Origin of the sequence: Paraburkholderia madseniana, from assembly GCF_009690905.1 — a bacterium.
Classification (GTDB): Bacteria; Pseudomonadota; Gammaproteobacteria; order Burkholderiales; family Burkholderiaceae; genus Paraburkholderia; species Paraburkholderia madseniana.
In genome coordinates, this window is the sequence record NZ_VOSW01000021.1 from 75,723 (window position 1) to 96,337 (window position 20,615).

General features: G+C 58.9%; 22 protein-coding genes. 13 read left to right on the top strand and 9 right to left on the bottom strand.

The annotated features are described in order from the left end of the window. Window positions 1-18: 18 nt before the first annotated feature. Window positions 19-378, bottom strand: a complete 360-nt coding sequence (locus FSO04_RS13370) for a superinfection immunity protein (RefSeq protein WP_154560134.1) — start codon at window positions 376-378, stop codon at window positions 19-21. A gap of 236 nt (window positions 379-614) precedes the next feature. Here FSO04_RS13370 and FSO04_RS13375 point away from each other — a divergent pair, with 236 nt between their 5' ends. Both FSO04_RS13375 and FSO04_RS13380 read left to right on the top strand, forming a co-directional pair. Further along, window positions 615-1,499, top strand: coding sequence for an SDR family oxidoreductase (locus FSO04_RS13375; RefSeq protein WP_154560135.1), 885 nt, complete (start codon window positions 615-617; stop codon window positions 1,497-1,499). 126 nt (window positions 1,500-1,625) lie between these two features. Beyond that, window positions 1,626-2,297 carry an SDR family NAD(P)-dependent oxidoreductase gene (locus FSO04_RS13380; protein ID WP_233464834.1) on the top strand — a complete coding sequence of 224 codons (672 nt, stop codon included), beginning with the start codon at window positions 1,626-1,628 and terminating at the stop codon, window positions 2,295-2,297. 128 nt (window positions 2,298-2,425) lie between these two features. Here FSO04_RS13380 and FSO04_RS13385 read toward each other — a convergent pair whose 3' ends face one another. From FSO04_RS13385 to FSO04_RS13405, 5 genes are all read right to left on the bottom strand, one after another. Beyond that, the gene (locus FSO04_RS13385) at window positions 2,426-3,838 is read right to left on the bottom strand and encodes an aspartate ammonia-lyase (RefSeq protein WP_154560137.1); all 1,413 of its coding nucleotides are present in this window, start codon (window positions 3,836-3,838) and stop codon (window positions 2,426-2,428) included. After that, a complete protein-coding gene (locus tag FSO04_RS13390) occupies window positions 3,831-4,814 on the bottom strand; it encodes a LysR family transcriptional regulator (RefSeq protein ID WP_154560138.1) in 984 nt (327 codons plus the stop codon). Before FSO04_RS13390 ends, FSO04_RS13385 begins: the two co-directional genes overlap by 8 nt. Window positions 4,815-4,880: 66 nt before the next feature. Continuing rightward, window positions 4,881-6,278, bottom strand: a complete 1,398-nt coding sequence (locus FSO04_RS13395; RefSeq protein ID WP_168435670.1) for an MFS transporter — start codon at window positions 6,276-6,278, stop codon at window positions 4,881-4,883. Between the two features lie 112 nt (window positions 6,279-6,390). Then, on the bottom strand, window positions 6,391-6,732 hold the full coding sequence (locus FSO04_RS13400; RefSeq protein WP_154560140.1) for a plasmid pRiA4b ORF-3 family protein: 342 nt from the start codon (window positions 6,730-6,732) through the stop codon (window positions 6,391-6,393). Window positions 6,733-6,764: 32 nt separating this feature from the next. After that, window positions 6,765-7,469: a TetR/AcrR family transcriptional regulator gene (locus tag FSO04_RS13405; protein ID WP_168435671.1), complete on the bottom strand. Its 705-nt coding sequence runs from the start codon at window positions 7,467-7,469 to the stop codon at window positions 6,765-6,767. A 372-nt stretch (window positions 7,470-7,841) separates the two neighbouring features. On the opposite strand from FSO04_RS13405, the gene FSO04_RS13410 reads away from it, so the two are divergent. The 9 genes from FSO04_RS13410 (at window position 7,842) to FSO04_RS13450 (ending at window position 17,275) form a co-directional block, all read left to right on the top strand. Next, the gene (locus tag FSO04_RS13410; RefSeq protein WP_154560141.1) at window positions 7,842-8,606 is read left to right on the top strand and encodes an enoyl-CoA hydratase/isomerase family protein; all 765 of its coding nucleotides are present in this window, start codon (window positions 7,842-7,844) and stop codon (window positions 8,604-8,606) included. Between the two features lie 2 nt (window positions 8,607-8,608). Further along, window positions 8,609-9,844 (top strand): CaiB/BaiF CoA transferase family protein, encoded by a 1,236-nt coding sequence (locus FSO04_RS13415; RefSeq protein ID WP_154560142.1) that lies wholly within the window; start codon window positions 8,609-8,611, stop codon window positions 9,842-9,844. Further along, complete coding sequence (gene fahA, locus FSO04_RS13420) at window positions 9,834-11,171, top strand: fumarylacetoacetase (RefSeq protein ID WP_154560143.1); 1,338 nt, start codon at window positions 9,834-9,836, stop codon at window positions 11,169-11,171. The genes FSO04_RS13415 and fahA overlap by 11 nt, the downstream gene beginning before the upstream one ends. Window positions 11,172-11,281: 110 nt before the next feature. Then, entirely contained in the window at window positions 11,282-12,634 is a 1,353-nt protein-coding gene (locus FSO04_RS13425; RefSeq protein WP_154560144.1) for an MFS transporter, read from the top strand. Between the two features lie 179 nt (window positions 12,635-12,813). Next, a complete protein-coding gene (locus FSO04_RS13430) occupies window positions 12,814-14,034 on the top strand; it encodes a CaiB/BaiF CoA transferase family protein (RefSeq protein WP_154560145.1) in 1,221 nt (406 codons plus the stop codon). A 161-nt stretch (window positions 14,035-14,195) separates the two neighbouring features. Further along, window positions 14,196-15,383, top strand: a complete 1,188-nt coding sequence (locus FSO04_RS13435; RefSeq protein WP_154560146.1) for a porin — start codon at window positions 14,196-14,198, stop codon at window positions 15,381-15,383. 118 nt (window positions 15,384-15,501) lie between these two features. Further along, window positions 15,502-15,972, top strand: coding sequence for a MaoC family dehydratase (locus tag FSO04_RS13440; RefSeq protein WP_154560147.1), 471 nt, complete (start codon window positions 15,502-15,504; stop codon window positions 15,970-15,972). Window positions 15,973-16,206: 234 nt separating this feature from the next. After that, window positions 16,207-16,761 carry a fasciclin domain-containing protein gene (locus tag FSO04_RS13445; protein ID WP_154560148.1) on the top strand — a complete coding sequence of 185 codons (555 nt, stop codon included), beginning with the start codon at window positions 16,207-16,209 and terminating at the stop codon, window positions 16,759-16,761. A 226-nt stretch (window positions 16,762-16,987) separates the two neighbouring features. Beyond that, window positions 16,988-17,275 carry a hypothetical protein gene (locus FSO04_RS13450; RefSeq protein WP_233464830.1) on the top strand — a complete coding sequence of 96 codons (288 nt, stop codon included), beginning with the start codon at window positions 16,988-16,990 and terminating at the stop codon, window positions 17,273-17,275. Window positions 17,276-17,496: 221 nt separating this feature from the next. Here the strand turns inward: FSO04_RS13450 and FSO04_RS13455 are convergent, their stop codons facing one another. Continuing rightward, complete coding sequence (locus FSO04_RS13455) at window positions 17,497-17,718, bottom strand: hypothetical protein (protein WP_154560149.1); 222 nt, start codon at window positions 17,716-17,718, stop codon at window positions 17,497-17,499. 344 nt (window positions 17,719-18,062) lie between these two features. On the opposite strand from FSO04_RS13455, the gene FSO04_RS13460 reads away from it, so the two are divergent. After that, window positions 18,063-18,395 carry a hypothetical protein gene (locus tag FSO04_RS13460; RefSeq protein ID WP_154560150.1) on the top strand — a complete coding sequence of 111 codons (333 nt, stop codon included), beginning with the start codon at window positions 18,063-18,065 and terminating at the stop codon, window positions 18,393-18,395. Window positions 18,396-18,634: 239 nt separating this feature from the next. Here FSO04_RS13460 and FSO04_RS13465 read toward each other — a convergent pair whose 3' ends face one another. Further along, window positions 18,635-19,060, bottom strand: a complete 426-nt coding sequence (locus FSO04_RS13465; RefSeq protein WP_154560151.1) for a VOC family protein — start codon at window positions 19,058-19,060, stop codon at window positions 18,635-18,637. A gap of 126 nt (window positions 19,061-19,186) precedes the next feature. Then, complete coding sequence (locus FSO04_RS13470; protein WP_154560152.1) at window positions 19,187-19,459, bottom strand: response regulator; 273 nt, start codon at window positions 19,457-19,459, stop codon at window positions 19,187-19,189. 636 nt (window positions 19,460-20,095) lie between these two features. Between FSO04_RS13470 and FSO04_RS13475 the strand changes: the two genes are divergently transcribed. Next, entirely contained in the window at window positions 20,096-20,440 is a 345-nt protein-coding gene (locus FSO04_RS13475; RefSeq protein WP_166618179.1) for a helix-turn-helix domain-containing protein, read from the top strand. Window positions 20,441-20,615 lie beyond the last annotated feature (175 nt).

A 20,615-nucleotide genomic window follows, 5' to 3' on the forward strand; every position in this document is an offset into this window, starting at 1 on the left:
CTCGGCCCACGTCACCGACTAACTTCTGTGTTGGTAACGGCTGCTTGCTGCGATGCGCGCCACTACCGGCACCAAACGCGGGTTGAACAAGGGAATTGACCCAGCACGGCCTTCAGCGCGAGCAACTATGGCATCTATCGTGACTCGTGCAACCGCCCGTTGTGCCCGTTTTGCGAACTGCTTCAAACGACGATCGCTGACCGGATGCCGCGCCCATATCAGCGCCGCGAACCAACCGATAACGGTCCATCCAAGCAGGATGTTCACCATGGTCACCGCAAAGGCGTCTTCGCGGTCTCTGGCGTCTGCAATCATTGCGGGCACCAAATACAGCATCAGCGCACCTAGCAACACCGCACCTTCGATAAGCTTCAACATTTCTTCACCTCGCTACAGTTTCGATAGGAGTTTAGATCTGGCCTATCTTTTTTCTAGACCGATAGCGTGAAATCACAATTGCAAAATGCCAGACAATGGCGCTCGCTAAAGCCCATCGCGGATTGGCGGGGATCCCTATGCTGGAGGAGGTTTGCGGCGACGCGTAGGCTGCAGCGCTCCCCTGCGCGCCGATGACGGCAGAAGCGTATGCTGCTGTAAATCATCAGGAGACGACCATGAGCCTTGCTGGCAAGACACTATTCATGTCCGGTGGCAGTCGCGGCATCGGACTCGCGATTGCACTCAGAGCCGCACGCGACGGCGCCAATGTCGTGATTTGCGCCAAGACCGCGGAGCCAGACCCGCGTCTCGAAGGCACGATTCACACGGCGGCTGCGGCTGTTGAAGCTGCCGGCGGCAAGGCGCTCCCGCTGGTGGTGGATATTCGCGACGAAGAACGCGTGAAGGCGGCAGTCGCCGAGGCCGTTGCTTTGTTCGGCGGCATCGATATCCTCGTGAACAATGCCAGCGCCATTCGACTGACAGGCACGCTGGACACACCCGTCAAACGGTACGACCTGATGCATGGGGTCAATGGCAGAGGTACGTTCGTATGCGCGCAAGCGTGCCTGCCGCACCTCCTCAATGCGCCGAACCCGCACATCCTCACGCTGTCACCTCCGTTGGTCCAGGACGCAAAATGGTTTAGCGATTTTCCGGCATACACCATTGCCAAATACACAATGAGCCTGTTCACCCTGGCGCTTGCCGGCGAGTTCAAAGACCGGGGTGTCGCCGTCAATTCGCTATGGCCTCGAACAGCGATCGCGACCGCTGCTGTGCAAAATGAAATTGGCGGCAAGGACATGATTGCAGCATGTCGCACGCCTGAGATAGTCGCTGACGCGGCCCACTACATCCTGACGCGCCCGGCCAAAGAGTGCACAGGAAACTTCTTCCTCGACGACGAAGTTCTGCTGGCCGCCGGTGTGCGCGACTTTGCACAGTACGACGTGCAGGCTGGGGCCGCATTGCAAGCGGATTTCTTTGTGGAGGCCTTGCCGGGCATGTTGCCGGCAGACAATATGACGAAGCGTGCATCCCGCACCCCACCCCGCTAAAAAGTTAGGGTGTGTGGATACGGATGCAGTCACACACGCTGGAATTGCTAACTTCGCTCATACGTGGCAGTTCCAGTCCCTGTTGAATCCGGAGGAACCGTGAGTCGAACTGAGACCGCTTTGATTGTGGGCGCAGGAAAGGGATTGAGTGCTTCGCTCGCGCGACTGTTCGCAGCAGAGGGCATGCAGGTTGCGCTCGCTGCCCGCGATACCAGCAAGCTGACGGACCTCGTCGGCGAGACGGGCGCTCTGCCCTTACGTTGCGACGCCAGTCAACCGGACGATGTCACCGCACTTTTTGACCGCGTAGAAGACGCATTCGGCGCGCCCGACCTCGTTGTGTACAACGCGAGTGGCCGCTACCGCGCGGCAGTCGAAGACATCGACCCAGAGAAACTTGAGGACGCGCTTAAAGTGACCGCCGTCGGTGGCTTTCTAGTCGCCCAGGCCGCAGCCGTTCGAATGCTGGCGCGCGGCAGCGGCACCATCCTCCTGACCGGCGCTACGGCAAGTGTGAAAGGGCTGCCTGGTTCGACGCCATTTGCGATGGGCAAATTCGCGTTGCGAGGGATGGCCCAATGTATGGCGCGAGAACTCGCTCCGAAAAATATTCATGTCGCGCATTTCGTCATCGACGGCGGCATTGCGAGCAGCCGTCCTCAAGCGGACGATGCCAGCCATGAGGACAAATGGTTGGACCCTGACGCCATCGCCAAGGAATACCTCCATATCCATCGCCAGCATCGTAGTGCGTGGACATGGGAGGTTGAACTGCGACCCTGGATAGAGAAGTTTTAGCGCGTCTTGTCTTTCGACCGCAGTTCAGTAGCTCGTCATTTGCTGGCATGCTGCCGTTCATATAGAGTCAAGGGCGAGCAGACCCGGAATGGCTCCAGGTCTGCTCGCTCCTCGCTCGCAGCGAACGCTTATGCGTCAAACACCGGATACGACGCGTTGCGGATTGCCGTGATGGTGTCTTGCGTGGAAAGCACTCCGGACTCGTCCAGAATCGAAATCAAAGAGCGACCTTCAGCCACGGATTGGCGCGCAAGTTTGCTGACTCGGGCGTAGCCAATCTTCGGAACCAGTGCCGTGGCAACTGCCATGGATTCCATCAAATGCTGCTCGTTACGCGCAACATCCGCCTTGATGCCCTTGACGCACTTCTGCGAGAAACGCTGAATGCCGTTTGTGAGCAGCGCAATGCTGTCGAAAACGCGCGACGCGACCACGGGCTCAAAATGGTTGATTTCCAGTTCGCCGTACTGCACGGCCTGCGCAACTGCAACGTCATTTCCAACAACCGCAAAACTTAGCTGAATGATTGCCATCGGCAGGACAGGGTTGACCTTGCCCGGCATGATGGACGACCCGGCCTGCGCTTCCGGCAGCTTCAACTCTCCGAGGCCGCCGACAGGGCCCGAGGACAGGACTGTCAGGTCAGATGCGATTTTTGCAAGGGATACAGCACAGGTACGAAGCTCAGCCGAAACGCGCGAGAACACATCCATGTTCTGCATTGCATCGAACGAATTTCCCGGTGCCTGGTATTCCACGCCTGTGATGCTGCCAAGGTGCGTGTACACGGCGGCACGATAACCCGCGGGAGCACCGAAGCCGGTGCCAATCGCGGTGCCCCCCAGAGGCAGTGTTCGGAGCTTGTCGCGGACTGCCACGAGTTCCTCTGCCAAACGGGCTGTCAGAGACGCATAGCCTCCGAATAGTTGGCCCAGGCGCATCGGCTGGGCGTCCTGCAGGCAGGTGCGGCCCAGATGCAGCACGTCGGCGAACTCGGCGGCTTTGCTATCAAAGAGAGCTGCAAGCTGCGTGACCTCTTTGATTAACGGTTCGAGCATAGCGTATGTCGCAATTTTCAACGCCGCTGGATAGGCGTCGTTGGTGGATTGGGACTGGTTGACGTGGTCATTTGGATGAATCAATTCGTAGTTTCCGGCAGCGTGACCCAATAGCTGCTGGGCGCGATTGGCGATGACCTCGTTGAAGTTCATGTTGGTGGACGTCCCGCCCGACCCTTCCATCAGGTCGACCACGAGCGAAGAGTCGAAGTGCCCCTCGATGACTTCCTGGCAAGCTTTGACGATAGCCTCACATTGCTCTTTGGTGAGTACTTCGTTGTCGCGGTTGGCCAAAGCTGCCGCCCACTTGACCCGGGCGAAAGCGTCGCGAAACTGCGGGAAGTGAGCGATATTCAGGGATGAAACCGTGAGGTTCTCAACGCCACGAACCGTGTTCACGCCGTACAGCCTGTTAGCGGGAATGGTGACCTCGCCGACATAGTCACGTTCAACTCGCTGTTCACCTTGAGTAAGCTTATTCATAAGAATTCCTTTCGCCAACGGTAATAAGTTTCTCTATTTCTCCGCCGAGAGCTTTCAGCCTCGGCATGAATGATGTTTCAATTACTTCGCGCGCTGTCTCGCACGCATCATCAAAAAAAGCGTTGTATTCGTCCCGGCGCGCTACCAGATAAAGAGAGCGCTCGAGACCCAACTTTTCAACCACATGGGTCGCAACGTTGCCCGCATGCGTGACACCCTGAAGAAGACACATCGGCGAGGTGATGGCCCATCCAATTCCTTCCGCAACCATCGAGGTCAAAGCATCGGCATTGTCCAGTTCAAGCCGGTTTGGAAGCCGTACTTCAATCCGCCGCAAATACCGCTCGATCTGCAATCCAACCTGTGATGTGCGATTGAACCGGACGATGGGTAAGCTGCTGCCAAGCGCGCGTACATCCTCGATGGTTCGCACAGGCTTTCTTAGCTCCCTCGGCGTGATAACAAAGTAGCGCTCCGAGAAGAGTCGGTACCGGACCACGTCATTGGCGTCAGCCAGCGGGTCGCTCGTGACGATCAGGTCCAGGTCGCGGCGCAGAAGCGCTTCACCCTGCTGGGGACTCAAACCGGTACGTATCGACAACTGCGACACTTTCCCCAGCAGGTTCTTGGTGAAAACCGAGCCGCAAGTCGACGCAAACGAATCGACCAGTCCGATACGCAAGTCCGGTTTGATGCCTCGTCCGGCTTCGACTACCTGTGCCTTCAGATTGGCAATCTCTTCGCTTAACACGGTGCCCCGGTTCCGAAGTGCGATGCCAAAGGGTGTTAGCGCCAGCGGCCGGGTCGTGCGGTTCACCAGCACGACGCCCAGTTCTTCTTCGAGTTGCCGAATGATTTGCGACACGCCTGATTGAGATATGCCCAACCTGGTTGCCGCCGAAGACATACTTCCCGCTTCCGCCACGGCGACAAAGACCTGTACCGCATGCATATCGATTGGTTTGTTCGGCGACATGGCGTGTCCTGATAAAAGCGTACTGGCTTATGTTCACGCGTCCGGGCCGCTGCCTTCCAAAGGGCATCAGATGCGTGGCTTGCTGCTACCCAACGCTGAGGCAGCGATGGATGCGTCATGTCGCTCTTCAGCTATCGGTTGGTCATCGGTTGCGGAGTCGGACTTTACGTCCGCGAGGCTTTCCCCACCTGTTTCGGGCGCCAGCATGTGACAGAAGACTCCGCCGAAAAGCAGCACCGCGACACAGACACCCAATGAAGCGTGAATGCCGACGTGCTGAACGGCGAGCGGCAGCAGAAACGTGCTGATGGCTGAACCGAAGCGGCTCGCGGCGACCGCGAGGCCAACGCCAGATGCTCGAAGGTGCGTCGGGAAGAGTTCGGGCGGATAGACAAATTCGAGGTTCGCCGCAGCCGAGAGAATGCATGCGAAGAGGCCGAACGCCAGCATCGTGCCGATGGGTCCAAAGCTGGCATAGGCGAGCACAGCCAAAGCAAGCGCCGCAAAGTAGAAGGTCCCGATGAGGAACGTGCGACGGGAGAGCTTATCGATGAGCAACAGACCAATCACGGCGCCGGCAAAGAGCAGGATGTTGTAGACGAGGCCGCCCACGAACTTGTCTTTTACTTGCAGCGCCTCGAGAACCTTCGGCGAAAACGTGCCCAACGCAAAATACGGAATGACCTGGCACGTGTAGAAGACGCAGCCAACGATGGTGTTCTTGCGCCAACGCGGCGAGAACAGCTCCGACCAGGCACCGCGATGCTGTTGAGACGCACCAGCCGGCTTAGAAAGCATGACGTCAGGGCCGAACTTGCGACGGATGATCGCAAGCGCTTCGTCGCCACGTCCACGTTTCATGAGCCACATCGGCGACTCAGGCACGATGAGGCGGAACGGAAGAATCAGCAGGGCCGGAATTCCGCTCGCGGCAAGCATGAGCCGCCATGCGTCAGGGCCGATGTCCCGCATGGCGAAGCCGGCAAGATAGGCACCGACATACCCCGCTGCCCACGCCGCAGCGAGCACGCTAAGCAGACGTCCGCGATAGCGGCGCGGCGAGTACTCCGTCACAAGGGATTTGCTGACCACATAGTCGGCGCCGAGGATGAACCCGAGCACGAGGCGCAACACCAGCAACTGTGCGGGTGACGTCACGAAATATTGAGCGGCCGAGACGACCGCGAAGAGCAGCATGTCGAACGCAAAAATCGTCCGGCGGCCGTACTTGTCCGCAATCGGGCCTGCCAGCATGCTGCCGAAGAAGAGCCCCGCCAGCGACGCCGCTCCAAGCAACCCCATCCAGACGGCATTGAGACGTAACGGACCGGCAGCCATGCTGACGGCAATGCCGATAATCCCCAGCACAAAACCATCGCTGAACTGCCCGCCTGTTCCGCTGAAAGCCACCCCTATGTGAAAGGGGCGGAGCGGTAAATCCTCCAGCAACACCTGTTTGTTCACAATCGTCTCCTGTCTCGTTCTGGTGCTCAATCAGACTGCACCTTGGAAACCAGTGTATGGTGACGACTTCAGGAAAACAGCATGTCACAAGTCAGTATCACTAACTCTAATACTATGCCGCATTGGAACTGAATCTGCGAGCTGCAGATAGCTCGAGGCTTATGGCGAGATCTGCGAGCACACTTTGTTGTGTGCGCATAGCCAGTGACAGGGTGTCTGGACCGTCAAAGAACTGCAGCGCGCCGTCGGGATGCCCGCCGTAACGCCAGCAGCGAATGACGAACTGGTGCAGATGTGCGTCGTTCCAGCCCATGGCGAGCTGCATCACATGATGCAGTTGCGCGATCGTAATCTGCTCGGGAACCAGCAGGCGCCGCCAGACCGGCGGGCTGACGCCCCGTAGACTGATTCGCAACTGGAGCACGGAAGTGGTTTGGGAAGAATCACCGAACATCGACCCACTATAGCTGCTCCCCCGAGCCATATTCACAGGTCAGACTTCAGCCCCCACTTTGGCGCGGTCTCCGAGTCGGGGAGTTGCCGAATGACCTCTTCGAGACTCGATGCGCCTGCCGCAACCGCACTGAGGAACATGCTGATTGAAAACTCCACCACCTGATCGATTGAAAGCGGTTTATCGGATCGAGGCATGCGATCTGAGAGGATCAGCGTCGCGAGTCCGTGCTCCACGCTCCAGGCAGCATGGGTGACGAGCGTCAGCGATTGCTCTTCCCATTGCTTTTCCAACGCAAATTGCTCAACAGACGAAGCGAAAAGCCGGAACGACTTCGTGATCTCCGTGCTGAGCTCCGGGTAAGAATCGCGCGCGACGATCCGAGGACCGACCATCAATTCGAATAACCCGTTATAGCGCTGGGCAAACTCGACATAGACCCTCATCATCCGATATGCCTTCGAAAGCGCCGTCTCGTCGGATGCCGCTATTGTGGCGCGCAGCGCCGCAAGATCGCGAAAGCCATCTGCTGCAATGGCAGCCAGCAGGCCTTCCTTGCCGGCGAAATGGTGAGAAGGCGCCGCCTCCGACACACCTGCTTTACGTGCCAGGTAACGCAGACTGAGTTCGTGCACGCCTATCTCCTCCAAAGCGCGACGCCCCTCTGCAATCAGTGCATTACGCAGATTTCCGTGGTGATATGGCACGGACACGTCAGTCGATGCTTTTGAATTCACGATGGCACCATGAAAGTGGTCAGACTATTAAAAGTACAAATCTGCTTCGCAACACGCCTCGCACGCCGCTTGCCGATATCCCGGCGCACATGCTAATCGCACTCTCCTCTCCCCCAGCATCGGGAATACCCTAATTTTAAACCAACTTATCAGTGTTAGGATCAAGTCATTGATTCGCACGGCACAAGGCATGGACAGTTTTTGCGCGGCGTAGGCGCGGAACGCACAGCCAGATCGTTGAAAACGGCAAACCGGCCTGGCCTGACACGCTCTCAAGGTAGGCATATACCTTGTATTTCGCATTCCTATATTTTTTACAGTCTTCGTAACAATTCGTCCGGCAACCCATCGGACCAACACGCAGGATAAGACATGAGCATCGTTCTCTTTGAAAAAGACGGCGCCGTCGGCGTCGTCACCATGGCAAAACCGCCCCACAACCTGCTCGACGATATCTTTATTCAGGAACTGCTCGCCGCATACAGCAGAGCCGTCGAGGAAGGGTGCCGATCGATTCTCCTGCGTAGCGGCATGCGCCACTTCTGCGCCGGCGCGGACGTGACAGCATTCGCAGCGGGCGGGCGACGCCGCGATCAGACTAACCTCGAGGCGCTGCTCGATGCCCTCGAGAATATCCGCATCCCTGTGGTAGCGGCCGTGCATGGCGGTGCGCTCGGCGGTGGCTTCGAACTGGCATTGACCTGCGACATGATCCTGGCGGCCGACACGGCTTTCTTCGGTATGGCTGAAGCGTCTCTCGGTCTGTTGCCGCTGCTCGGCGGCGTTCAGAGAGTCGTGCAGCGTGTGGGCGTGGCACGCGCCAAAGAAATGGCAATGTTCGGCCGGCGTCACGATCCGGCAGCACTCGAACGCTGGGGTGCCATCAACCTCGTCGTCGCCGAGGCCGAATTGCCGAATGTGTCGATGTCATGGGCCCGCCAGCTTGCAGCCGGCCCCACGGTCGCCCTGGGCGGTATCAAGAAATTGGCGAATCTTTCGGCGCGCCGTGGCATCGAAGGTGCCGATGCACAGCAGACCGAGGTGAACAACATGATGTGGGCAAGCGCCGACCAGAAGCGCGGTCTGCAGTCCTTCGCGAAGACCGGTCCGGGCTCCGCAGTATTCGAGGGGAACTGATCATGAACGCACCACTCGACGGGCTGAAAGTCATCGACTTCACACGCGTGCTCGCGGGCCCGCTGTGTACCAAAACACTGCGCGATCTCGGCGCCGACGTGACCAAGATCGAACCGCCCGGTGGCGACTCGGGCCGCGGAGGCGTGCCTCACATTGACGGGATGTCGGTCTACTATGCGCAGCAGAATGCGGGTAAGCGCAATCTCAGCATCGACCTGAACTGGCCCGAAGCACGCGAAATCGTGATCGACATGTGCCGCGACGCCGACGTCATCGTTGAGAATTTTCGCCCCGGCACGCTCAACCGCTTCGGTCTTGGCTATGAGCAGGTTCGCGAGTTTAATCCGGGAGTCGTCTACGTTTCCATCAGCGGCTATGGACAGACCGGGCCGTGGCGCAACCGACCCGCGTTTGCCCCGACGGTGCAAGCGGAAACCGGCTTGACCGACATTCTGCAACAGCACTACGGCGAATCGCTTTCTGAACTCAAGAACGATGCCTGCAGCCATGCGGATGTCTACACCGGCCTGCATGCCGCAATTGCGGTGCTCGCCGCAATCCAGCATCGCAACCGCACCGGGGAAGGACAGCACGTCGATGTCGCGATGGCCGCGACCATGCTCGCGGTCAACGAGCGCGCTGGCGCGCAACTGTCCGGGATTGACACACAGGGCGAGCCACCGGCGCTGAGCGCGCCTGAATCCCATATCTTCAAGCTACCGGACGGACGTCAGTTGACCATCGCCGCGAGTCCCATCTACTCGCCGATGTTCGTCCGCTACTGCTCCATGATGCGTCGAACGGATCTGCTGCTCGACCCGCGCTTTGCGACCGCGCCACTGCGCCGCCTGAACCTCGATGCCCTGCTGAGCGAAGTCCGCGCCTGGATTCTCACCTTCACCGACCTGGAGGAACTTCAGGCGCAGGTGAGCGAACAAGGCCTCGCTGTCGGTGTGGTCCGCAGCACGAATGACCTCGCGGAATCTGAGTGGGCGCAAGACTGGGGCGCGATTGTCCAGGTGGACGATCGCTCGGGCGGCACGATGCGCATGCCGGGCGTGCCATGGCGCTTCAGTAGCGCAACCTTGCCGCCGCCTGGCGTCCCTGCTTTCCAGGGCGAACACAACGTCGAGTTACTCGCCGAGCGCGACGTCGATCCCGCTTTGATCGAGGAACTGCGTCAACGCCGTGTGCTGCTTAGCCGCCGGAGCCTGCGGGGTGAATTCGATGAACCTTGACCGTACGCACGATGCGGCTGTCAAGAGCTGGCTTGCATCGGCCAATGAGCCTCACTGCGACTTTCCGCTGCAGAATCTCCCCTACGCGATCTTTCGCCGCAAGGGAGAGTCGGAGGCGTTTCGCGCAGGTATCGCGCTGGGAGACCAGGTCATCGACCTGGCCGCCCTCCTTCGCGAACGCTGCCTCAGCGGCCTCGCCATGCAGGCGGCCATCGCCTGCACGCAACCTTCGCTCAACGAGTTCTTCGCCATGGGCCCGGGCGCATGGCGAGCCTTGAGGCACGCCGCCTTCGCGCTTTTCGAAGCGCCAGCGGGAAACGTGTCGGCGACGCCTGATACCGACGTGCTGCGCCGGTGTCTCGTTCCGCAGGCGCTGGTCGAATACAGCTTGCCAGCCCGCATCGGCGACTACACCGATTTCTATACGTCGATCGACCATGCCCGCAACATCGTCAAGCTGCTGCGCCCTGACCCGGTACTGTCGCCAAACTTTCAGTGGATGCCTATCGCCTATCACGGACGTGTCTCGAGCATTGGAATATCCGGCGAGGAAGTCCGGCGACCGCTTGGACAACGACTTGCTGCGGGGCACAGCGTGCCTGAGGTATCCGCGTGTGCGCGGTTGGACTATGAGCTCGAACTGGGAATCTTCATCGGCGTTGGCAACCAGCAGGGTGAGCCGATTCCCGTCACGAGTGCCGAACAACATGTGTTCGGCCTTTGCCTGCTGAACGACTGGTCCGCTCGCGACATACAGATGTGGGAATCGACACCTTTGGGGCCGTTTCTCGCGAAGAATTTCGCTACCACAATCTCTCCGTGGATCGTCACCATGGAAGCGCTGGCGCCGTTTCGTCATGCGTGGGAGCGGCCCGCAGACGAGCCTCAACCGCTGACGTATCTCGATGCGCCCGCCAACCGCAGCGAAGGGAGTATCGACATCCAACTCGAGGTATGGCTGGAGTCCGAGCGGCAGCGTGCAAGTCAGGCACCTGCCGCACGGCTGTCGCACACGAGCTTCCGTCACCAGTACTGGACGATCGCGCAAATGGTCGCGCATCACACCATTGGTGGCTGCAATCTGCAGAGCGGTGACCTGCTCGGTAGCGGCACGATCTCGGGACCAACGGCCGCTGAGGCTGGCGCCTTGATCGAACTCACTGCCGCAGGAAAGACACCCGTCGCTCTGGGCAATGGCGAAACGCGCGGCTTCCTGGAGGACGGCGATGCGGTCGTCATGAAGGGTTGGTGTGAGCGGCCCGGATTTGCGCGCATCGGGTTCGGAGAGAACCGCGGAGCAGTACTGCCCGCGCGAACGGTGGTGTAGAAGCCGTTGCTGCACCATCGCGGAAACGCGGGCAACAACGCCCGCTCCCGCACTGAAACTGTCATGACACCGGCCAAACAGATCCGGGCATATCACCAAGGAGACACTTCATGAACTCGCTCTATGACGCCGATACGAACGCCTTGAGCGACGCATCCGAAATCACGCTACGACGCGCCTATTCGGCTTCGGAATGGAGAATCATTCCACTTCTCTTCCTGCTATGGCTGCTCGCGTGGGTCGATCGTGCCAATGTCGCGTTCGCGAAATTGCAGATGCTTTCCGATCTGCACTTCAGTGAAACGGTGTACGGCTTCGGTGCGGGACTGTTCTTCCTCGGTTATGTGGTGTTCGGCATACCCAGCACGACAGTTCAGCAAAGGCTCGGTGCAAGACGAACGATCTCCGTGATTGCCATCGGTTGGGGACTCACCAGCATTGCAATGATGTTCGTCCGTAGCGCGCCGCTCTTCTACTTTCTGCGGTTCCTGCTGGGCGCGTTCGAGGCTGGCTTCTATCCGGGCGTAATTCTCTATCTGAATCTATGGTTTCCAACGAAACGGAGAACCCGAAACTTCAGCATTTTCCATTCGGCCGCTATTTGTTCGACTGTCGCCGTAGGCCTGTCCGGCGGCTTCGTGCTGCAACATATGAGCGGCGTGTTGTCCCTCGCGGGCTGGCGCTGGATGTTTCTGGTGCAGGCAGCCCCCACCCTGCTGCTGGGCTGCCTCGTACTATTTGTCCTCTCCGATGGGCCGGAGACAGCGTCCTGGCTGTCCCCTGAAGAACGGCTGCTCATCGGGGCCGACCTCGCTCGCGACCGCAAACGCGCCTCTGCGGAAGTGAACCACCAGCGACCGCTGCTTGCCAATCCGGTTGTCTGGGTACTGGTTGCCGTCTATTTTTGCATCCTCAGTGCCAATACGGCGCTGAGCTTCTTCATTCCGACCATTCTGCGGGATGCGGGATTTGGTGGCTACACAGCGATCGGCAACGCTATCGCGGCCATCTGTATTCTTGGCGCTGTCGGCAACATTGCATTCTGCACATACGCGAGCCGTCATGGTGACCTCCGCTACCACTGCTCGATTGCCTCTGTGGTGAGCGTCGCGAGCCTGCTTCTGCTGGTACTCGTGTGGCACAGCAGTCGCACCGCCACCTTTGTGACGCTCGCCCTCGCGCTCGCAGGCACAGGTGCCGGCATCTCTCTTTTCTGGCAGATTCCGATGCGGTACCTGAAGGCTAGTGGGGCCACGGTCGGAGTGGCCTTCATCAGTTCGGTTGCGAACCTCGCAGGTTTTCTGACGCCGTGGCTTACCGGGTACGTACGGGAAGCTACCGGCACCTATACAAGTGGCTTTGTCACCGCTGCGTGCATGCAAGCATTGGCCGCGGTCATGCTCGTTGTGATCTTGCCTATTGCTTCCCGTAAGAATCAGCCTCTCCTTTCCAGTGAGGGATGATGCTGCCGCCCGCGACCGTACTACCCCGTAGCGAACCGATCGTTGCGCCGGATTTTAGCCAACCCGGCGTAACCCTTTAAGTCCAGAAATCGGCTTCCGTGCCCGGGCACTTGACACTCGCTGCGCAACGCTTCATACCAAATTAATAGCATTACTAAACGACTATATTTTTACCAATTATGGGCGCTCTCAATCATATCCGCGTGCTGGATCTCACCCGCGTGCTGGCCGGTCCGTGGTGCGCACAGACGCTCGCCGATTTCGGCGCCGACGTCATCAAGATCGAACGACCCGAAGTCGGCGACGACACGCGTCACTGGGGCCCTCCGTACCTGAAGACGCCGGACGGCGCAGATACGCGCGAGGCAGCCTACTATCTCGCCGCGAACCGCAACAAGCGCTCGGTGACCGTGGATATCGCGACGCCCGAAGGGCAGCGCATTGTCCGCGAGCTGGTCGCCCACAGCGACGTGGTGCTGGAGAACTACAAGGTCGGCCAGTTGAAGAAATATGGCCTCGACTACGCCTCGCTGAAAGAAATCAAGCCGGACATCATCTATTGCTCGGTGACCGGATTTGGCCAGACTGGACCCTATGCGCAGCGTGCGGGCTACGACTTCATCATCCAGGGAATAGGCGGCTTCATGAGCATCACCGGGGAGCGCGACGGCTTGCCTGGCGGCGGCCCTCAAAAGGCAGGGGTGGCGATCACAGACCTGATGACGGGTATGTACTCAAGCGTCGCCGTGCTGACTGCCCTCACCCATCGCGACCGTACCGGCGAAGGCCAGTACATCGACATGGCGCTGCTCGACGTGCAGGTCGCCATGCTCGCGAACGTTAGCTCGAACTTCCTCGCCAGCGGCCAGCCGCCGGTGCGCTGGGGCAACGCGCATCCGAACATCGTGCCCTACCAGACCTTCCAGACCAGCGATGGCTGGATCATCGTCGCGGTCGGCAACGACGGGCAGTTCCGGAAATTTGTCGAAGCCGGCGGCCGGCTGGAACTGGCCGACGACGAGCGCTTCGCCACCAATCCGGCGCGCGTGCGCAATCGCGAGACCCTGGTGCCGATTCTCGCGGAGATGGTCCGCGTACGCGGAAAGCATGAATGGATCGCTGCACTCGAAGCTGCCAGCGTGCCCTGCGGCCCAATCAACGATCTCGGCGAGGTATTCGAGAACGAGCAGGTGGTGGCGCGCGGACTGCAACTCGACCTGCCCCACCCATCCGGCGGCACCGTGAAGGTGGTGCGCAACCCGATCAACATGAGCGCAACGCCGCCTCAGGCGCTCATCCACCCGCCTCAGCTTGGCGAACATACAACTGACGTTCTGCGCGTCGTCCTGGGCTATGACGATGAACGAATCGCGGCATTACGCGAAAACTTGGTGATCTGAAGGGCCGTCCGGGTGCTGCCTCGATTTGTGCGCGGTGTCAGGCAGTGCAATGCCAGCACCGCGGGTTTTTGAAGTGAGCCGTTCCGCCGCTCAGGTCGCCAGGAGACCAACGGCACATTGCTGAATCAATATTTACCTATAACGCTTCGATGGGGACATACATGGAATTGAGGAAGGCGATTTTTCTTGCGACCAGCGGACTGGCTAGCGCATCGGCCTGCGCGCAAAGCAGCGTGACGCTCTACGGTCTGGTTGATGCAGGTATCGGTTATGTGAACAACGTGGCCAGCCGGCCCGGAGCCATCGGTGCCCGCAAAATACAGGAAACATCCGGTGTCGGTGCCCCGTCCCGATGGGGCTTTCGCGGGGTCGAGGATCTGGGTGGCGGCAATTCCGCCATCTTCGTGCTCGAGAACGGCTTCAGCGTCGCCAGCGGCACGCTATTGCAAGGTTCACGTTTATTCGGCCGCCAGGCATATGTTGGACTGGTCAACAAGGATCTGGGGACCGCGACCTTCGGGAGACAGTACGACTCGGTCGTCGACTTCGTCGGACCTTTTGTTTCTTCCAGACAATGGGCGACTCAATATGGCGCGCACGTCGGTGACATCGACAATCTCTACACCACCTTCCGCATCAACAACTCCGTCAAGTACACCAGTCCCACCTATCGTGGGCTGGCCTTCGGAGGGTTATACGCCTTCAGCAATCAGGCTGCCGGTTCAGCTGGCACCGGCTTCTCAAACAATAGCGCATGGAGCGTCGGCGCGAGCTACGCAGCGGGACCTGTAACGCTGGGAGCTGGTCACCTGCACCTCTCAAGCCCTTCGGCCGGGGGTACGGGAGGAAGCAATACTGGCGGCGCCATCGTCGGCGATTACACGAGCGTCACCGATATCTTCTATGCACGTCCGGTCAAGACCCAGGACGTCACCGGCGCAGGCGTGGCATACCAGTTGGACGCAGCGACGCTGGGGTTCGCATATACAGTGGCCAAGTTGCGGTACGTCGACCATTCGAGCTTTTCTCTTTCGAACTATGAGGCCAACACAAAGTACCAGATTACCCCGGCCTTTCTTGCTGGCGTCGCATTCATTTACAGCGACGGAAAGGTAGGTGGTGCCTCGAAAATAGCTAACATTACTGATGGGACCCACCCTCGTTGGGCGCAGATAAACCTGGGGGCGCAATACCTGCTTAGCAAAACTACGACAACGTATGTCGCCGCGGTCTATCAGAAGGCCCTGGGCGATGCCCTGACCGCAACGATCGACAGCGTGGGCGGTCCAACGGGCTCCAATTCGAAATACCAGCTCGCCGTTACCGCTGGCTTGCGCGTCAGGTTCTAGTACAGCTTCCCCGATAGCAAAGTTATTGCTATTCGAACGCGACGTCCCGTCAACCGACAATCGCCCGCAGAACCGACTGCGGGCGGGATCGACAGTCACTTACCCATCCGGAGTAAATATGAGTTCCCTACAAGACGCCCAACTGCTGGGGCGTGGTTTCTACTGGCAGGAGATTCAGGCCGGTCAGCGCTTTCGCACGTATCGTCGCACGGTAACCGAAACCGACCTTGTCAATTTCATCTCGGTGACCGGCATGCTCGAGGCCATTTTCATCGACGCGGACTACGAGCACGGCGCCATGCGTGGCCGTGCGGTCCCCGCTGCGCTGACGAGCGGCCTGATCGAAGGACTGTTATTCCAGACGATGATACAAGGCACCGGTCTGGCACTTCTGGATCTGACGTTAAAGGCTCACGGTCCGGTTCTCGTCAACGATTCGATCTATGGGATAGTGGAAGTCGAGGAAGTGAAACCCACATCCAAAAACAATCGTGCAGTCGTGACGAGCCGCATCGACGTGTTGAATCAGCGTGATGAGCGCGTTCTTTCATACACCGCGAAGCGGTTGCTGGCCGGTCGCCCCGCTTAAGGTCCGGAAGCACGGCACCGCCGTGCGTTGCTCGTCAACGCATCCGCGTCTTCAAGTCGTGCACCGTGATCGATCAGCTTTGTCGATGCAATTTCCCCCGAAGACGGGCCCAAGGCAGGGACACATCAGGCTACATCGTCGGGATGCAGACCGTTTTTGAATCCAGGCGCGAGTATTCCCCGTATATGCGGTCAGAGCCGTGCAATTACGCGTGGCAACTCTGGGGAGTGCACCATGAAATGCAAGCCTATGTTCGTCGCTGTCGCACTGTCAGCAGCCGTCTCTGGCGCCTTTGCGGCCAGCGACACGGTCATGGTCGGTGGTCAGGCGATGTATCCGAGCAAGGACATCGTGGACAACGCGGTCAACTCGGCTGACCACACCACGCTCGTCGCTGCAGTCAAAGCCGCGGGCCTCGTCGATACGTTAAAGAGCCCAGGACCGTTTACGGTTTTTGCACCAACGAACGAGGCGTTTGCCGCGCTGCCGGCTGGCACAGTCGACACGCTCGTGAAGCCTGAAAACAAGGCGACGTTGACCAGCATCCTGACATACCACGTTGTTCCTGGACGTTATGACTTCCGCAAGCTCGACCAGGCTATCAAGGCCGGTGGCGGCAAGGCGGAACTGAAGACAGTCAATGGAGAGCTTCTGACGTTCAGTGAAAACGGCCCGCACAACATCGTAGTAATGGATGCCAGTGGCCACACTGCCGACATATCGACCTACGACGTCACCCAGAGCAACGGCGTCATCATGGTGGTCGATAAGGTACTGATGCCGAAGTAAAAGGGCAAATGCGCACGACAAGAAGTGCGAATTCAGCGCAGCGTTGTCATTTTCGGCGCTGAGTCACGACTGACTCACATGTCTCGCATCTGGACGCAGCAAATGTCTGCCCTGTTCAGATGGGAGTAGCTGCTTGCGCTCCGCCGCTGCGCAATCAGTCAGACTTTAGCGGTATATGAGACTTCGGCGCTGCAAACGCACGGGTCGATATCACAGGAGAATTACCATGGACAAGTCGACGATGAAGGCTCTGTTCGCGCGTGTCGCTGTCGCGTCGCTCTGCGCGTGCGCCGCGACGTTTGCGCAGGCTGGCGGGAATGGCAACGGTGGAAATGGCAGCGGCGGCGCTCACGGTGCCGCAACCGCTGGGATGACGTACCACGGCGAGCCCGTCTCGAGCCCGTGGAACCGGGTTCCTGGCGACATGAGCAAGAGCGCGGACACCACGAGTGGCATGAGCATGTCCACTATGCGCCACGAAGACAGCAGCATGTCAACGAAGACTGTCCAGTAAGACCTTTCAGAATTGCCGGCATGCGGCCATTCCAAGGTCAGGTCGCTCGCGAATTGGAGCTTCGGTACCTCCGTGGTGCTTCGGTTTTGGTGATATCGGCATCTTTCGTCTTGCCGGCGGCGCATCTGACTTCTGTCTCCGCGCTGCCTGCTTTGCCTGCGGTTTAGCCTCGGTGTCCTTATGCCGTGTATCCCGGACGTTTAAGGAGCGTGCTTTCCTTTTCAAACCTTATCGAAGCGAGTACACCATGCCTGAAAAAGCACTTCTTCGGGAAACGCCTTTACCTCGTAGCGGACCGGCAGATGCTCGGTAGGTTTCATCAGGTGCTCACACTCCTTAATCAGCTCGGGCCATGGCACGTAGGCTGATTGCTTAGGCTCGTGACGGAAAAGCACTACGATGTCTGTGGCTGGCAGTAAGCAGCGCGATGCATTGGTTTTCATCCTCGCTGCGGCATCGGTGCCGCGCGATTTGCGGCTTTCAGGCGTACCTGCCGAGCTAGCGCGGCCACGACGACGAAAGAGAACGAGATGAGCGAGCAGAACGACAGCCGTCCGCGGCTTGCCCCCGTGGGCGGATGCGAGCGTGTCCGTATCAATCGACGAGAAGCCAAGCGTCCCGTTTCCGGCCGTCTCCGAGAGCAAGTTCGATGTTTTGTCATGGAAGCGCTGCTTGACCCGCTGGGGCGAACGAAGGCAGTATCAGAGACGCGGCGCATTGCCATACCGGCGAACTGGCAGTGGACATGTACCTGCCGGAACCCAACTCCATCGGTGAGGAGACGTCCATGATAGAGGTGACGAATACGTACGACCTGCAGCTAGGCGTGAATCTGGAGTCTTACGCCGAATGGGCCAGGAAGGCGGCGGAAACGATTGTGCAGCAGCCAGGTCTGGTCGAACTTCGCGCGAACCGGAATATGCTGGGCGCCCCGCAGATTCGAACGACCACCTGTTGGAGGTCCACAATCGACTGGGCGACGTTCGCAGACGGGCCATGGCGCGCGCTGGAGCAAGAACTACGGACCTTCGCGACCAATTTCAAGGTCGAGATGTGGGGGCCGTCGCCGCTCCTGCAGACGCCACTCCGTCCGGACCCAACCGGCGGTGCTGGTGCATGAGCAGACCCACGCGCGTCGTCACTATCGAAACCGGTCGCGGCAGCAATAGCATTATCTTAAGTCGTGGAGCCGCAGGCTCAGAAAATTAACGCACCCATTCGTTTGGGTGACCACATGCACCAGGCTTGCGGCTCCATTAGCCGAATTATCCAGCGGTTAGTATCCGCAACACGGCACTTCCATCGTCACCCCTGGTTCGGGTCAAACGGACATCTGGAAACCACGGGTCCCCGTGATATTCACGAGTGCCGCATCGACGGAGTAATTGTTAGGCCAACCAGCAGTCCTTCCGGAGAAAGAAATCGTGTGACCGTCTGACCCCAGGGTTCCTTCTTGTTCTTGATGAGAATTCGATAGCCTCGCGATTCCAGTTCCGCGGTTGCTCCTTCAACGTCCTCGACATCAAATTCGAGCCATGCCTGGGGAACGGGCGTGCTGTCCGGCCAGGAATCTTTGCCAAAGCAGGACTGTGCCGCCTGCTCGAGCGGCCACAAGGCAAAACTCTGAACTCCTTTCAGAGCCTCAGTATGCAGATAACCGCCCGGCTCCTCCTTGAATGAGATGTTGAACGTCTCACCGTACAAGTTTCGGCCCGCGATTTTATCGCGGACGATTGGTCCAAACCCGGCAACGAACAGGACCTTGATACGCTCAAACTCTTGCATGTGAACTCCTCCTTTGGCTGCAGATGCGGCAGGTGGTAGACGCGTTTCTGCCCGCTCGGGCCTATGCCCCCTAAGTCCAGCCGACTTTTTGTAGCCCTAAAACTCGCGACAAAGGGCGCGCCGACCTTAGACAATGCCCCGCAGCGTACCGTCGGCACGTTTCACCAGGATGTACTGCATATCGAGCGAAAGGGGCTTGGTCAGATGAAAATCGAAACCGGCCGCCAAAGCCCTCGATTTGTCGGATTCGGATGCATAGCCCGTAAGCGCCACGAGCACGATGTCGTCGAGTGCTCGTTCAAGTCGAACTGCGCGTGCGACTTCGAAGCCGTCTATTTCCGGCATCCCCACGTCGATGATTGCAACCTCAGGGTGCGTAATGCACCTAACCTGGGACATTCCCTATAACGCATGTCTTAAGAGTAGCGGCCGGACGCTTTCGAACACCTCGATATTGCGCTGATGTCCGCCGCAAGCCCGCGCCAATGCTGGCGTCGCGAGCATCTCATTTTTGAAGCCTCTTTTCTGCAGACCCTACATAGTCGCCTTGCATTACCAAAGGTATGGGAAAGTGCGCAGAAAATGTAGCTGGATGGGTCAATTTGGCTTGCTACTCTGCAATCCATGCATTAAGCGCCGACGAGCACCTAAGCCAGCGCGCGACTATTCTAAATATCGTGCAAGGAGTGGTGATTTGTGCGACCTAATTGTTTCGCAGCGTTCGCCTCCGACTCCTGCTCCCCAGTTCAGTGATGAAGCTAGCTGAGGGTGAGCGTCACCTGTGACACGCCGAGGCGCTGCCGGTGAAATTTTAGACTGCTCGCAAAAAGGTGCCTGGGGGTGCTTGGACATAGAGTCCAAGAATGATGAGTTGCATTGTGGACCCTTTGTGGACGCAAGGGAGCGGCAACTGACGGTGGAGCGAGGAAGGACGGCGCCGCTTTCGGGAACTCGCGCCGTCGAGGAAGCGGCGATGGTCCGCGCCATTTAAATGAGGGCGGACAGGATGGCAGCAGCCGCGCCGCCGGATTGGGCGTGCATACCGTTACCAATATCGAAAATCAGGCAGCAAATGTCCGCCTGGATACAGTCAACCGGCTTGCCATTGCCCTGGACGTCGACCCTTGCCTTCCGTTGTCATCTGACCCAGTGGAAGCGCCTGGAGACTACGCCGAGCGGCCGCTTGGCGACTCGGTAGCCCAAAATCTGAAACGACTTAGGCTTCGGCTGAGCCTGACCCAAGAACAGGCCGCAACTTCGGCAGGTCTCGGACGCGTCTATGCCTACAAGATTGAAAGCAAGACGGTCGCAGCAACGCTCGATACCTTGGACGCATTGGCGCGGGTGGTAGGCGTTGAAACCTGGCAACTACTGGTTTGATACTGGCAAGAGAAACCACCGTAGGGCGAATTAAGTATCTTCTGAACGGGAAAGTCGGCTCAGACTGACGGACCGCACATTGACCATCGAGGGTGATGGCAAAGACCCAGAATTGCTGCCGCGCAGCAGAATTAATCCAAAACCTGCAGACTTTGTTGCACGCAAAGGGGCGTTT

What these genes read in the sequence shown, in the direction of transcription:
- FSO04_RS13370 (WP_154560134.1), bottom strand. Translation starts at nt 378, where the DNA reads ATGTTGAAGCTTATCGAAGGTGCGGTGTTGCTAGGTGCGCTGATGCTG.
- FSO04_RS13375 (WP_154560135.1), top strand. Translation starts at nt 615, where the DNA reads ATGAGCCTTGCTGGCAAGACACTATTCATGTCCGGTGGCAGTCGCGGC.
- FSO04_RS13385 (WP_154560137.1), bottom strand. Translation starts at nt 3,838, where the DNA reads ATGAATAAGCTTACTCAAGGTGAACAGCGAGTTGAACGTGACTATGTC.
- FSO04_RS13390 (WP_154560138.1), bottom strand. Translation starts at nt 4,814, where the DNA reads ATGTCGCCGAACAAACCAATCGATATGCATGCGGTACAGGTCTTTGTC.
- FSO04_RS13400 (WP_154560140.1), bottom strand. Translation starts at nt 6,732, where the DNA reads ATGTTCGGTGATTCTTCCCAAACCACTTCCGTGCTCCAGTTGCGAATC.
- FSO04_RS13410 (WP_154560141.1), top strand. Translation starts at nt 7,842, where the DNA reads ATGAGCATCGTTCTCTTTGAAAAAGACGGCGCCGTCGGCGTCGTCACC.
- FSO04_RS13415 (WP_154560142.1), top strand. Translation starts at nt 8,609, where the DNA reads ATGAACGCACCACTCGACGGGCTGAAAGTCATCGACTTCACACGCGTG.
- fahA (WP_154560143.1), top strand. Translation starts at nt 9,834, where the DNA reads ATGAACCTTGACCGTACGCACGATGCGGCTGTCAAGAGCTGGCTTGCA.
- FSO04_RS13425 (WP_154560144.1), top strand. Translation starts at nt 11,282, where the DNA reads ATGAACTCGCTCTATGACGCCGATACGAACGCCTTGAGCGACGCATCC.
- FSO04_RS13430 (WP_154560145.1), top strand. Translation starts at nt 12,814, where the DNA reads ATGGGCGCTCTCAATCATATCCGCGTGCTGGATCTCACCCGCGTGCTG.
- FSO04_RS13435 (WP_154560146.1), top strand. Translation starts at nt 14,196, where the DNA reads ATGGAATTGAGGAAGGCGATTTTTCTTGCGACCAGCGGACTGGCTAGC.
- FSO04_RS13440 (WP_154560147.1), top strand. Translation starts at nt 15,502, where the DNA reads ATGAGTTCCCTACAAGACGCCCAACTGCTGGGGCGTGGTTTCTACTGG.
- FSO04_RS13445 (WP_154560148.1), top strand. Translation starts at nt 16,207, where the DNA reads ATGAAATGCAAGCCTATGTTCGTCGCTGTCGCACTGTCAGCAGCCGTC.
- FSO04_RS13450 (WP_233464830.1), top strand. Translation starts at nt 16,988, where the DNA reads ATGGACAAGTCGACGATGAAGGCTCTGTTCGCGCGTGTCGCTGTCGCG.
- FSO04_RS13455 (WP_154560149.1), bottom strand. Translation starts at nt 17,718, where the DNA reads ATGAAAACCAATGCATCGCGCTGCTTACTGCCAGCCACAGACATCGTA.
- FSO04_RS13460 (WP_154560150.1), top strand. Translation starts at nt 18,063, where the DNA reads ATGATAGAGGTGACGAATACGTACGACCTGCAGCTAGGCGTGAATCTG.
- FSO04_RS13465 (WP_154560151.1), bottom strand. Translation starts at nt 19,060, where the DNA reads ATGCAAGAGTTTGAGCGTATCAAGGTCCTGTTCGTTGCCGGGTTTGGA.
- FSO04_RS13470 (WP_154560152.1), bottom strand. Translation starts at nt 19,459, where the DNA reads ATGTCCCAGGTTAGGTGCATTACGCACCCTGAGGTTGCAATCATCGAC.